Source organism: Arthrobacter sp. RAF14, from assembly GCF_052114185.1.
In the GTDB taxonomy this organism is placed as follows: Bacteria; Actinomycetota; Actinomycetes; order Actinomycetales; family Micrococcaceae; genus Arthrobacter_E.
Genome location: NZ_JBFREG010000001.1, coordinates 1,236,574 through 1,249,414, shown reverse-complemented (window position 1 = coordinate 1,249,414; position 12,841 = coordinate 1,236,574). Strand labels below are relative to the sequence as shown.

11 protein-coding genes are annotated in these 12,841 nt (G+C 68.6%); 6 read left to right on the top strand and 5 right to left on the bottom strand.

The genetic code is table 11. The annotated features are described in order from the left end of the window. Nucleotides 1-16: 16 nt before the first annotated feature. From AB4Y75_RS05895 to AB4Y75_RS05880, 4 genes are all read right to left on the bottom strand, one after another. A complete protein-coding gene (locus tag AB4Y75_RS05895; protein WP_441434917.1) occupies nucleotides 17-883 on the bottom strand; it encodes an HAD hydrolase family protein in 867 nt (288 codons plus the stop codon). Between the two features lie 177 nt (nucleotides 884-1,060). Next, nucleotides 1,061-1,915, bottom strand: a complete 855-nt coding sequence (locus tag AB4Y75_RS05890) for an alkaline phosphatase family protein (RefSeq protein ID WP_441434916.1) — start codon at nucleotides 1,913-1,915, stop codon at nucleotides 1,061-1,063. Between the two features lie 151 nt (nucleotides 1,916-2,066). Further along, a complete protein-coding gene (locus tag AB4Y75_RS05885; protein WP_441434915.1) occupies nucleotides 2,067-4,112 on the bottom strand; it encodes a right-handed parallel beta-helix repeat-containing protein in 2,046 nt (681 codons plus the stop codon). A gap of 115 nt (nucleotides 4,113-4,227) precedes the next feature. Next, nucleotides 4,228-5,388, bottom strand: coding sequence for an ROK family transcriptional regulator (locus AB4Y75_RS05880; protein ID WP_441434914.1), 1,161 nt, complete (start codon nucleotides 5,386-5,388; stop codon nucleotides 4,228-4,230). Between the two features lie 89 nt (nucleotides 5,389-5,477). Between AB4Y75_RS05880 and AB4Y75_RS05875 the strand changes: the two genes are divergently transcribed. Genes AB4Y75_RS05875 through AB4Y75_RS05860 form a run of 4 tightly spaced genes read left to right on the top strand, consistent with a single transcriptional unit; the run spans nucleotide 5,478 to nucleotide 9,962 of the window. Next, nucleotides 5,478-6,848 carry a Gfo/Idh/MocA family protein gene (locus tag AB4Y75_RS05875; protein ID WP_441434913.1) on the top strand — a complete coding sequence of 457 codons (1,371 nt, stop codon included), beginning with the start codon at nucleotides 5,478-5,480 and terminating at the stop codon, nucleotides 6,846-6,848. Next, nucleotides 6,845-8,131: an ABC transporter substrate-binding protein gene (locus AB4Y75_RS05870; protein WP_441434912.1), complete on the top strand. Its 1,287-nt coding sequence runs from the start codon at nucleotides 6,845-6,847 to the stop codon at nucleotides 8,129-8,131. Before AB4Y75_RS05875 ends, AB4Y75_RS05870 begins: the two co-directional genes overlap by 4 nt. Continuing rightward, nucleotides 8,128-9,090 (top strand): carbohydrate ABC transporter permease, encoded by a 963-nt coding sequence (locus tag AB4Y75_RS05865; RefSeq protein WP_441434911.1) that lies wholly within the window; start codon nucleotides 8,128-8,130, stop codon nucleotides 9,088-9,090. Before AB4Y75_RS05870 ends, AB4Y75_RS05865 begins: the two co-directional genes overlap by 4 nt. After that, entirely contained in the window at nucleotides 9,087-9,962 is an 876-nt protein-coding gene (locus AB4Y75_RS05860; RefSeq protein WP_441434910.1) for a carbohydrate ABC transporter permease, read from the top strand. Before AB4Y75_RS05865 ends, AB4Y75_RS05860 begins: the two co-directional genes overlap by 4 nt. Before the next feature lie 11 nt (nucleotides 9,963-9,973). Here AB4Y75_RS05860 and AB4Y75_RS05855 read toward each other — a convergent pair whose 3' ends face one another. Then, complete coding sequence (locus tag AB4Y75_RS05855; protein ID WP_441434909.1) at nucleotides 9,974-10,906, bottom strand: hypothetical protein; 933 nt, start codon at nucleotides 10,904-10,906, stop codon at nucleotides 9,974-9,976. 252 nt (nucleotides 10,907-11,158) lie between these two features. Between AB4Y75_RS05855 and AB4Y75_RS05850 the strand changes: the two genes are divergently transcribed. After that, nucleotides 11,159-11,767 (top strand): DUF4304 domain-containing protein, encoded by a 609-nt coding sequence (locus tag AB4Y75_RS05850; protein WP_441434908.1) that lies wholly within the window; start codon nucleotides 11,159-11,161, stop codon nucleotides 11,765-11,767. A 117-nt stretch (nucleotides 11,768-11,884) separates the two neighbouring features. Beyond that, nucleotides 11,885-12,838, top strand: coding sequence for a WXG100 family type VII secretion target (locus AB4Y75_RS05845; protein WP_441434907.1), 954 nt, complete (start codon nucleotides 11,885-11,887; stop codon nucleotides 12,836-12,838). Nucleotides 12,839-12,841 lie beyond the last annotated feature (3 nt).

Below are 12,841 nucleotides of genomic sequence, written 5' to 3'. Positions count from 1 at the left end.
CCACGGAGGCCAAGAGTCAGCCCAGCAGCCCCAGCTCCGCGAGCGCGCGGGCCACGCCGTGTTCCGCCGGGCGGGCCGTCATACGGTCCGACACCGCCACGAGGTCCGGCGCCGCGCCCTCGACGGCGATCCCGATGCCCGCGTACTCCACCATCTCCAGGTCGTTGGCGCCGTCTCCGATGGCGATGATGTCCTCCCGGGCCAGTCCCAGATGATCCTGGACCACCCGGATGCCCACGGCCTTGTGGGTTCCCGCGACGAAGATCTCCCCGGCCCCGTCCCCGAGTGCCGAGAGCGAGCTCGGCACCAGGCCCACTTCCGGACCGAGTTCCGCGATCACCCGAGTCAGCGGGGTGTCCGAGGCGAAGCAGGAGACCTTGGCGAAGGAGGTTCCCCGCAGGTCGTCGGCGTACTGCATGGGACCGAGGATGTCCGCCGCGGGGTCGACCGTGGCACTGTGCCGCCCATGCCCCCGCTCACGGCCGGCGAAGATGGGGGCCAGCACGTCACGCAGCCGCTGGTCCACCCCATGCCGGCCATGGAGGGCGTGTGGAGCCTCCAGGATGTAGGCGGCGTGATGGGCGTCGAGTGCCTCGATCACGCGGTCCGCCAGGCCCTGCTCAAACCGCGTGTCCCGCAGGACCTCCCCGCCCACGTCCACGCGCGCGCCCGCACCGGAGACGACGCCGTCGAACCCTGGTTCCAGAATGCGGTCCGCGATCATGGCCAGCGGCCGTCCGGTGCAGAGGAACACCTGGTGGCCGATGCTCCGGGCCAGCTGGACGGCTTCCACATGCTCCTCCGGGACCAGGCCGTGATCCGCGTAGGTGCCATCGATGTCCAGGAACACGGCACGGGGCCGGAAAGGCTGCTGGCTGCTCACGCGGGGACTCCTCGGTTGATGTCGGCCCTTCCGATCCTATCGGCAGGAGGTTCCTCGCGGAGGGCGGCTCATGCCCGGATGCCCGACGACGACGCCCCGCCGCACGACTCCCGGGTCACCCCACGGCTCACCCGGCGCCGTCGTCGCCGGCCAGCGCCCAACTCACCTGGGCGCGGCTCAGCCGAGCGGACTCCCCACGAGCCCCCAGGACGGTTCCGGCTCGATGCCGAGCAACGACAGGATGTGCGGGTGGACGTCCGCATGATCCACGTCCCGGCGCTGGCCCGGACCCCCGATCCCCGGGCCCGCGGCGCACATCCAGGCAGTGCGCTCCTCGTCGCTGTCCCCGCCGTGGTGTCCGGCGTCGCGATGACCGTGGTCGGTCAGCACGATCACGGTCCAGTCCTCCTCGGAGCGGGTGGGGCGCTGTTCGATCGCCGCCAGCATGACGCCGATCTGCTGATCACAGCGTTCGATCGCCTCCTGGTACCTCGGCGTCACACCCTCGTGGTGCCCCACCATGTCCACCAGGAGCAGATAGGCGAAGGTGACCGTGGGGGCTTCGTGGAGAAGCACGCGGGCCACCCGCGAGGTGACCGCCTCGTCCATGACCTCGATGGTGTCCAGATCGCCCTCTTCGGAGTCCACAGGCAGGCCCGGACGGTAGCCGCCCGGAGCGAAGACCGGGCCTCCCGCGGATTCCGTGACGAGCGGTCCCCAGGCCGCTGCGGCGAAGGTCGTCGCGCCGGGGATCAGTTCCCGCACGCGACGCAGGAAGTCCGGGTACTCTTCCAACCGGTGTCCGCCGAGCTGGTTGTCACGGATGCCGTGCAGATCCGAGTAGACGCCGCTCGCCACCGTGGACCAGACGGGCCCGGAGATGGTGGGATTCCGGTGGTCCACGCGCACCGGCACGAGGAATCCACGGGCCGCCAGCCCGTCCAGATTCGGAGTGCGGGCCGCCAGCAGGCTGTCGTGCCGGCACCCGTCGACGCCGATCACCAGGATGTGCTGCTTCTTCGCTGCGGTCATGTCGTCTGCCGCCTTTCGGGGTTCGGGGCGATGCGGGGCCGAGAAGGGGCCCGGCGCGGTGTCTGAGGCGGGGCCACGCCCACTCTCGCAGGCCGGACGCCGGACCTCAAGGAGGCCCGGCACCCGGCCCGGATCGAGGCGTGCGTGCGGATCAGCGGGTCGAGATCTCGCTGACGGCCAGATTGCCCCACGTCTGGTTCGCAGCCTTGACCACCAGCCGGATCTTGCCCGTGGTCACACCGGTCGGCAGCTGGACGGCCTTCCGCTCCACCGTGCCGGAGTTGCCGGTCCAGGTGATCTGGGCGTTGGCGAGCTGGGTGACCCAGGCCGTGCCGTTCCAGCTCTGGACGTCGACGGTCCTGATGCCCTGCCCGGCGCCGAAGGTCGTGGCGAGCTCCACCGCCTTCACGGTGCGCGGGCTGGCGAACTGCAAGGTGATGTCGCCGGGGAACTGCACCCCGCTGGACGGGCTTGCCCAGACCGCCAGGTCACTGCCATCGGCGACGGCGGCCGGAACGGTCGACTGGCCGTTGCCGAAGCTCGTGGTCACGGTGGGGGCCGCCTCGTCGAGGCCTGCTCCCGCGGTGGACTGCACGGCGCCCAGATCGACCATGCCGGAGTGCAGCATCGTGCCACGGACGTCGCGGCCGCCGTCGAACGGGATGTCGAGACCCTGGGCCGTGACGGGGGATCCCGCCGTCGGGGTGTAGCCGACCAGATCATTGATCGAGGTGGCGGCTCCGGGCGCGCTCAGTCCGGCCGTCCCGGTCAGGGCTGCATGGTCCCCGGCCGGGACGGGCCCGCTCTGGTAGAAGTTGCGGTCGTACCTCACGGCGGCGGAGTCCCGATAGGCGAGATTGGCCCCGTTGTAGATGATGTTGTTGCGGAAGGTGACGTTGGAGACGGAAGTGTTCCACACCTTGACCATGCTGAACTGCGCCCGGTCGGGGTTGTTCGCGATGAACGGGGTCAGGGGCGTCCAGATCGTGTTGTTGTAGATGTCGATGTTCTTCGCGTTCGTGGACAGGGCGAAGATCTGGTTGCCGTCGCCCTGGCTCACGTTGTGGCGGATGGTCGCCTCGGCCGGGCCGGTACCTGTGGAGACGGCGATGAAGAAGCCACCTTCGTTGTCGTGGCTGTAGTTGTACTGCACCAGGCTGCGGTGAACGGAGGCGTCGGCGTCGAAACCGTTTCCGTCGCTGGACAGCCCCCAGTACTTGGTGCCGGACACCTCGTTGAACTCCACCACGGTGTCATCGGCTCCGGCCCACCAGATGCCCACATTTCCGTGGTTCTGCGCCGTCTTGTCCACCCGGTTGTGGTCGATCCGGGCGCCCTGCGCCTGCATCACGGTGATCCCGCCGGCGGAGATGTCGTGCACGTTGTTTCCCGTGACGACGACGCCGGTGCTGGGCGTCCAGGCACGGTAGCCGCCCGCGGGAACCGGCATGAAGTCCCAGAGTTCGTTCCAGCCTTCGCGCTGCATCCAGGAGGACCAGGTCACGATGCCGTAAGAGCGGGAATCCGCCACTTCATTGCCCTCGATCCGCAGGCCGCGGTAGAAGGTGGGCGTGGTGGAGCCCAGCGCGGAGACGATGATGCCACCCACGGACGGGTTGGACGAGTCGTTGCCGCTCGTGGCCCCCTGGATGCCGTGGACGTAGCTGTTCCTGACGGTCACGCCGTCCACCGCGCCGTAGTCCCGGGCGGTCACCTGGATGCCGATGCGCGGTGTGGTGCCGCCGTTGCCGTTGGTCACCTCGAGACCGTCGATGGTGACGTCGTGCTCGTTCTCCACCTTCACGGCGGCGTCGACCGCGCCTCCGCCGTCGATCCGCGGCTTGGCGCCTGTCCCATAACCGCCGACGACGATCGGCTGGCCGGGCGCCCCGGACCCGTGGGTCGCGAGCTGGCCGGTCCACTGGCCCCCGGCCTTGAAAAGGATGCGGTCCCCCGGGCCGAACGTCTGGGACGAGACCTTCGACAGGCTCTTCCACGCGGTACCCGGAGTCAGGCCGTCCGCGGTGTCACTGCCCGCCGGGTCGATGTAGTAGCTGGTGGCGGCCTGCACCGCGGCCGGCACGGCGGCAGGCGCCGCGACCGGGCCTGGCGAAGCCACGACGGGAGCCAGGCCCGCCGCTAGGAGAACACCGGTGCTGGCAAGGATGGCACCGATGGTGCTGGTCCGTCGCTTCATGACACTCCTCATCGAGTTCAATAATGAAAGGAGTTTTAATTAAGTACAGGCGAGCAGGACCGGCGTCAAGGGTTTTCCAGGGGGCTCGGGAAGAGCCGGCCAGGCGGGCGGAGCCTCAGGACGCGGCGGCCATGGGCGCAGGCAGCGCGCTCTCGACGTCGTACAGCTGATCGTCCACGAGGTTCAGCGCATGCCGCAGAGCTCCGGACACGACCGCCCTCTCCCCCAGTGAGGACAGGCTGAGCTGGGGCGCCTCGATGCACAACGGCGCGAGATACCGGGCGAGCGGTTCCAGCAGGATCTCCCCCGACCTCGACACCCCGCCCCCCAGCACCACGAGTTCCGGATCCAGGGTCAGGACCAGCGCGGCGATGCCCTCGGCCAGGTCACTGGCGTAGCGTTCCACGGCCCAGCGCGCCTCGGCGTCGCCGGACTTGGCCGCGTCGAACACCGTGGCCGCGACGGACTCGCCGGGCATCCCTTCGCTGAGCCCGGAGAAGGCGGCCAGTCGCGACGGCGCCCGGTGCCAGCCCACCAGCGGGAGCGCGCCGATCTCGCCGGACAGGCCCCGCGCCCCGCGGTACAGCCTCCCATTGATGAACAGCCCGGCGCCGGTCCTCATGCCGCAGTGGATGTAGGCCACCTCGCTGTACCCGGCGGCCACGCCCTTCCAGGCCTCCGCCATGGCCGCGAGATTGCAGTCGTTCTCCACCACCACGGGGCACGAATAGTCCTCGCCCAGCGCACCCGCCAGGTCCACACCCTCCCACCCGGGCAGAGCCACGGAGTGCGTGACCACCCCCGCCGTGTTCACCGTGCCGGTGGTCCCCACGCAGACGGCGGAGAGCCCGGAGGAGGCGAGGCCGGCATCGGCCACCGCCTGGGCCGCGGCCGACCGCGCCGCCTGGAGCCGGGTCTCCCGGCCGTCACCCGGGAGGACGGACACGGAGGAGGAACCCACCGGCTCCCCCGCCAGATCGGACACGACGGCGCGAACGGTCACGGATCCGATGTCCACACCCATGACGTGCCCCGCGTTCGCGCGGAACTCCACCAATCGCCGCGGACGCCCCACCTGGCCGGACTCCGGTTCGTGGGAGATCAGCCATCCGGCGTCGAGGAGTGAGTCCACGATCCCTTCCACCGTGGGGCGCGACAGCCCGCTTTGGGACGCGAGCTCGGTCAGGCCGGCCGGCCCATGCTCGCGGAGCAGCTTCATGGTCAGGACCGCGTTCTGCCGTCGCAGACGAGAGGTGTCACCTCGGCGTAATTCCACGTTCACTCCTTCTCAAGGTCTTGACAGTTCCGTTCCCGGGACCTCAGATTAAAGAAACCTCTTTTAATTTCTATGGTCAGGGGAACCACGTGCAGTCTGCAAATCCAACCGCGTCCGCTCCTCGAGCGGACGCACCCACCCTCGCCGTGATCGGAGCGGGTCTCCGCAGCACGGTCTACGCGGGGCGGGCGAAAGCCACCGGAGCGGCGCGGATCGTCGCCGTCGCGGAGCCGGACCCCGCGCGGCGCGAACGCTTCGCGCTGGAGCACGGCATCCCCCCGGAGAACGTTTTCACCCGCTGGGAGGATCTTCTGGCGGGCGGGCGGCTGGCCGACGGGGTCATCATCGGGACCCAGGACCGGATGCATGCCGGCCCCGCCGTGGCCGCGGCCGGGAAGGGGTATCACATCCTCCTGGAGAAGCCGATCGCGCCCACCGAGGAGGAGGCCACCCGCATCCTTGCGGCCGCGGAGGAGAACGACGTCATCCTCGCCGTCTGCCACGTCATGCGGTACTCGCCGTACACCCGGACCCTGCGCGGCATCCTCGAACAGGGCACTATTGGTCAAGTGATCAATGTGCAGCACCTGGAGCAGGTGGGCTGGTGGCATCACGCTCACTCCTTCGTCCGCGGCAATTGGCGCAAGGAGGCGGAATCCGCCTCGCTCCTTCTGGCCAAAGCTTGTCACGACGTGGATTGGCTTGCCTACATGATGGGGGCGATCCCCCAGCGTGTCTCCTCCTTCGGCGCGCTCACCCACTTCACGCCGGAGGCTCGCCCCGCGGGCGCCGCCGACCGCTGCTGGGACTGCCCGCTGGAAGCCGTGTGCCCCTATTCGGCGAAGCGTCTCTATCTCGGCTGCCTGGGCGACCCGGAGAAGGAATTCTGGCCGCTGTCCGCCGTGACGGAGGACGCCACCCCTGAGGGCGTGGAAAAGGCGCTGCGCACCGGCCCGTACGGCCGCTGCGTCTACGCCTGTGACAACGACGTGGTGGACACTCAGACCGTGTCCCTCGAGTTCGGCACCGGCGCGACGGCGACCATCACCGTGACCGCTTTCGCGGCCCTGGAGCACCGCAAGACCCGGATCTTCGGGACCCACGGTTCGATCGACGGCGACGGGCGCCACCTCCGGATCCACGATTTCGTCTCCGACACCTGGACCGAGGTCGACACCGGCGGAGGAGACGAAGCCTCGATGGCAGGCGGGCATGGAGGCGCCGATCAGTCCCTGGCCGATGCCTTCTTCGACGCACTCCGCCACGACGACCCGTCCCGGATCCTCAGCAGCGGCCGGGAGAGCCTCGACACCCACCGCGTGGTCTGGGCGGCCGAGGCCGCCCGGAAACAGGGGACGGTCGTCACCATCTCGCCCATGCCAGACCCCTCAGCAGCACCCCTTCACTCAGCAGCACCCCTTTCAATGACGAAACAGGAAGAATCGGAGTACACAGCATGAAGAAGCAGACCGTGCGGGTCCTCACCGCCGTCGTCCTGGCCGGCGCGCTGGCCACCGGGGCCTCCGCCTGCGGCCAGAAGAACAATCCCGCGGCCGAACGCACCCTGAGCTACCGCTCCATCTGGAGCGCCGACGAGCCGCAGGCCAAGATCCTCAAGAGTGCCCTGGACGACTTCGCCCAGCAGGAAGGCGTCAAGGTCGACGTCAAATTCGTCGGGCGCACGGGCGGGGATGCCCTGACCACCGAAATGGCGGCCGGGAAGGGCCCGGACCTCTTCGACGCCGGATCGGACAACCTCCCGGCCTGGCGGGCGCAGAACCTGGCGGCCCCCGTGGACGATGTGCTGAAGATGCCGGTTCCAGGCGAGAACGGCAAGACGGTCGGGGACCTGGTGCCGGAGGCCCTCCAGAAGGCCGCCTCGGATGACAAGGGCCTGGGATTCGTCCCCCACACCGCCATCTCCACCGCCGTCTGGTTCGATGCGGCCAAGCACCCCGAACTCCTGTCCAGCCCGCCGAAGACGTGGGACGAGTTCATCTCCTACCTGGACAAGGCGAAGGCCGCCGGGCGCACCCCCATCTGCCAGGACGGTACGGTGCCGTTCTACAACGTCTACTGGCTCTACTCCGCCCTGGTGAACGCGGGCGGCGCGCAGAGCCTGCTCGATCTGCAGAAGACCTCTGACGCCTGGGACAAGCCCGAGGTCAAGGCGGCCGCCGGCAAGGTCGAGCAGTTGGCCAAGGGCGGGTACTTCCAGCCGAACTTCATCGCCACCAAATACCCGGCAGCCCAGAACGACTGGATCAAGGGCAAGTGCGATCTGAACATCAACGGCTCCTGGCTCGCCAGCGAGGTCGCCTCGGCCACGCCGTCCGGCGCGCAGATCCGTTCGTTCCAGCTCCCGGTGGGCGGCAAGGAGTCCGTTGAAGCCGGCGCCCTGGGCCTCGGCGTGAACGCCAAGGGCAAGAACGCCGAGGACGCCAAGAAGTTCCTGGCCTTCTTCGAGCAGTCGAAGTACCAGAAGCGGATCGCCGAGGAAGGAAAGAACATCCCGGCCCGCAGCGACGTCCCCGCCCCGGAGGCGCTGTCGGATGTTCAGAAGGCCCTGGCCGGGGCCAAGGACGTGCATCTCACCTACGACACCGCGGCCGGCAACAAGGCCTGGTGGAACGACATGTTCCTTCCGCTGGACGACCAGCTGCTCCAGGGCAGGATCGGCGCCGATCAGTTCGTGCAGCAGGGCAAGCAGAAGTCCGCTCAGATCATGGCCGGACAGAAATGACCAGTCGCCTCGCAAGCGCCGAGGCTGTCCGGCGGAGCAGGACCGCCCCGGCGGCGGCTGAACGCAAGCCGCTCCTCCCCTCCCGGGAGAAGGTCTTCTGGGCCTTCCTGGGACCGGCTCTGGTGCTGTACACGCTGCTGTTCGTGGTGCCGTCCTTCTTCGGAGTCTGGGTCAGCCTCACCAAGTGGGCCGGCCCCGGTTCGGACATGACCTGGCGCGGCCTGCAGAACTACGTCTCCCTTCTCGGCAACGAGGCGTTCCTCCGCTCGTTCGCCAACACCCTGGTGCTCGCGGTGGTCAGCGGGACTCTCGTCTTCGGCGTGACCTTCCTGAGCATGGTGGTGCTGCGCCAGCTGAAGGGCCGGGCCTTCATCCGCTCCGTGGTCTTCCTACCGGTGATCATCTCCCCCATCGCGGTCGGCGCGGCCATCGGCTTCCTGCTGAACCCCGACGGCGTGGCGAACCGGATCCTCGGATTCTTCGGTATCGCCCCCATCGGCTTCCTCGGGCCGGACACCGTGTTCGCCTGCATCATCGGCGGTGTGGTCTGGTCCTCCACGGGCCTGTACATCGCCCTGATGCTGTCCGCCATGGACGCGATCCCCGAGGACCTCTACGAGGCGGCTCTACTGACCGGCGCGTCGAAGTGGCAGCAGTTCCGGTTCATCACCCTGCCCCTCTCCTGGGACGTCTTCGCGGTCGCCTCGGTGCTCTGGGTGGTGAACAGCCTCAAAACCTTCGAGATCGTCATCGCGTTCACCACGGGTGGCGCGGTCGGTGTCCCGCCTCTCCAGGCCCGCACGGTGGCGGTCCAGCAATACAACTCGGTGGTGGTCAGCGGCGGTGTGCCGGATCTCGGTGCGGGTGCCGCCATGGGCGTGATCGTGACCGTGCTGACCATCATCCTCATCGTCCTGGTCCGCCGGATCACGGCCCGCGAACAGGTGGAGCTCTCATGAGGAAACTCGGCCGCTTCTGCGGCAACGTCTTCGTCCCGTCGGTGACCGTCGCAGCGCTCTGGGTGTGGGTGATCTTCAACCTGGTCCTCGTGGCGTGGATCGGCATCCAGTCGCTCAAGACCTCCGGGGACATCATCCAGAACCCGTTCGCCTTGCCCACGGATCCCCAGTGGAAGAACTTCGGCACGGTCTGGGAGCTCGGGCAGTTCGCCCAGGCGGCGCTGAACAGTGTGGTCGTCACGGGGCTCGGGGCGCTGCTCATCGTGGCGATCTCCGCACCGGCCGCCTACGCGCTGGCCCGCTCCACCAAGAAGGTGGCCGGGCCGCTCACCGCGTACTTCGCCGTCGGGCTCTCCATCCCGCTGCAGACGCTCGCGGTGCCGATCGTGGTGGCGAAGCTGGGCCTGAGCAGCTTCATGGTGGACTGGGTCACCGGCTGGTGGGACGACCGGATCACCCTCCTCATCTTCGAGGTGGTGTTCTCGCTGCCCTTCGCGGTGTTCGTCCTGACCGGGTTCTTCCGTTCCCTCCCGCACGAGGTCGAGGAGGCGGCGGAGGTCGACGGCGCGGGCCCCTTCACGCTGTTCCGGCAGATCGTGCTCCCGCTGGCCAAGCCGGGGCTGACCACCGTGCTGGTGCTGAACGTCATCGGCCTGTGGAACTCGGCGCTGCTGGTGATGCTGATCGTCTCCGACCCGGAGCAGCGCACCCTGCCGGTGGCGCTGCTGAACCTCTACTCGGCCATGCAGTACAGCTCCGATTGGGGCGGCCTGTTCGCCGGCATCGTGATCCTGGTGTTCCCCATGGTGGTTCTCTACCTGTGGGTGGGCCGGCGGATCATCGACGGCATGACCGCGGGCATGGGCAAGTAGCGTGGCCTGAATCAGGCCACGTGCCGCCGTCGCCGGATCAGTCCGGCGACGGCGGCGCCCACCGCTCCGATCAGCAGCGCCAGGAGCACGTAGCGCCAGGACATCCCGGCCGGGCCGAGGGCCGCAAGGAAGGTTTCCCCCGCCGCCATCAGCGCGTCCTGCGGATTGCGGAGGAGCACCCGGGAACCCGCCGCGCTCATGACACCGGTGAAGAGCGCGGGCACCACCCAGAGCAGGAACAGAGACACGATCCAGGCCGCCACCCGGCCCACGCTGTGCACACCGCACCACATCAGCACCGCACCCACCAGAACGGCCGGAAGCCACTCCAGCAAGGGCAGCGGCGACGCCATCCGGAAGATCCCGTCCTGGGCGTGAAGCAACGTGCTGACCCACGAATCGAGCACGAGAGCCCCCAGGGTCAGCCCCAGGGCCGCGCCCGGCGCCGGCGCGCGGGAGACGAGCACCGCGACCACCAGGCCCACCACGATGGACCCGATGATCACTCCCAGGAGGGTGCCGAAATACAGTCGGCTCCGCGAATCCACTGATAGGCCCGGAAGCACCTCGGACGCCGTCTGAGCGGTGGCCGCTCCCTGCACGAGCAACAGCCCCGCACCCGCCAGGAGGACTCCCTCACGTCGGCGAGGCCGTCCAACGCTTCGCAGCAGCACCCCCGCCAGGGCCGACCCGGTCACCATCAGGGAGACGAGCAGAATCAAGGAGTACTGACTGAACGGCAGGGCGACCAGCGGCATCGAATCAGCCGACACAGAGCCAGACCAGAGGTTCTGGAGCGGCAGCCGCATGCCCTGAACGAGCCATGGCAGCAAACCCACCACGGCACAGACGACGCCGAGCACGAAGCACGCCCAATTCGGCAGACCGGAGCGACCGGAGCGGGTGCGCGGGCGGAGGCCTGAGGCCGTGTCCGTGGAGTCCATGTCCCGATCATGGCATGAGAGTCCGGAAGCGGACTTGTCATTCCGCCTGGTTCAGGTCCGCCTGATCGGCCTCGCAGAGACACACCGCAGGACAAGGGAGTCGGTCACCTGAAGCCCCTGGCCGCGCGGCTTCCATTTCACGTACGCTTCCAGAGTCGCGCCGGACCCCTCGGGCGATACCAGAACAGGGGGACGCATGGGAGTCACTGCATCGCGCCCGGCACCGCGGCCGGAAGTCCGCGAGCAGCAAGCATGAGTGAACTGGAAGCCCGCTTCGACGCGCTGGTGTCCAGCGTCGTCGTGCCCGCGCTCAAACCGCTCGGCTACCGCAAACGGAAACTCAGCTGGACGCGCCAGACACCTGCCGCCCTGCACGGGATCACCCTGCAGCGCAGCCAGGGCAACACTCCGGGGCACCTCCGGTTCTACGTCGAGGTGAGTGCGTATGTGCCGGACTTCGCGCGGGCCGTGGGCGCTACCGTCCCGGACCGGCCGGAGAAGGCGACGCCGCAGTACAGCCGGCGCTTCGAATCCGTCATCGACTGGCCCGGGCAATGGATCGACCTGGAATCCTGGACGGACACCGAGCTGCACCCAGCCTTCGGCGGAGCCCTGGCACGGATCCACCAGCACCTCGACGGGATCGATTCGGCCGAGGCACTCGCCGAGGCGCTGCGCGCCACCGGTCCCCTGAACCTCGATCTGTTCGCCTGGTGGTGCGCCACAGGGAACACCGAGGAGCGAGCCACACAGCTCACAGCGGCTCAGGAGGAATTCGGGCTCGAGGAACGCTGGCCCAGGCTCCTGGCTCAGTTCGAGCGCACCGCCGCCCGGTTCGGCATCGATCACCTGAGCGCGTAGAGCGGCGGACACCCCCGCGGGTGCCTTCGGCGGGCGTGTCGGGGCCCATGGGCAGGTCTGCCCATGGGCGCCGACACGGAGTTCGTCTATCCTCTTGAAGAAAGCCAAGGGGGAAACATGTTCTACGGAGCGGATGTCGGCGCACTGCGCGCACTCGCCAAGCTCATGAAGCATTCGGACCGCACCATCGCCGTCGTCGAATCACAGGTCACGTCAGCGCTGTCGGCGGTGGTCTGGAAGGGCCCGGACGGGGACGCGTTCCGGAAGGAATGGACGTCGCAGCTCCGTCCCGAATTGCGGAGGACGGCACAGGCGCTCCAGCGTGAGGGCAAGGCATTGCTGCGCCATGCGCAGGAGCAGGAGGACGCGAGCCGTCCGGGTGGCGCCTCGCCCGGGGGTGGCGGCTCATCGGGCGGCGGTGGCGGTGGCGGATCGTCCGCCGGGAACGGCGACGACCACCCGTTCCGGCTGTCCGACTGGTTCAACGCCTACACCGATCCGAATTACCAGAACGCCCCCTCGTCGATCGAGTGGCTCATCGACCAGGTCATGCCCGGTGAGGGCGAGGGCCTGTCCGGCCTGGTGGATCTTCTCCGCAACGGCTGGGACGGCGCCGGGCTGCCGCCCGAGGCTTTCGACCAGATCAAGCGGGCTTCGACGGAGATCGACGCGGCGGTCAAGGCCACGGCGGAGGCCGCTCCCAGCTTCCTGAAGCCGATCTCCAAGTGGGTTCCTGTCCTGGACGTCGCTCTGGCCGTGGGCGACGGGGTCCTCGCCATCCAGTACCAGGATCCCATGGCGCTTCAGGCGGCCTGGCGGGATGCGCAGTTCGGTCTCCTGTCCACGGCGCTGGAGGTCACCGGCGTCGGCGCCCTGGCGGGCCTCGGCGTGGATGCTCTGGGGCTCGCGTTCTCCGTGACCGAAAGTGTGGTGGGCAAGCCGATCCCTCAGTGGTCTTACGACCTGAACGTGGAGGCGATGCCCGGTCTCCGTGAGATCCCCCAGGCCATGCAGGACTGGACCCGCGAACACATCGATCCGCTCCTCAACCCCGACCTGGCCCGCAGCTGATGC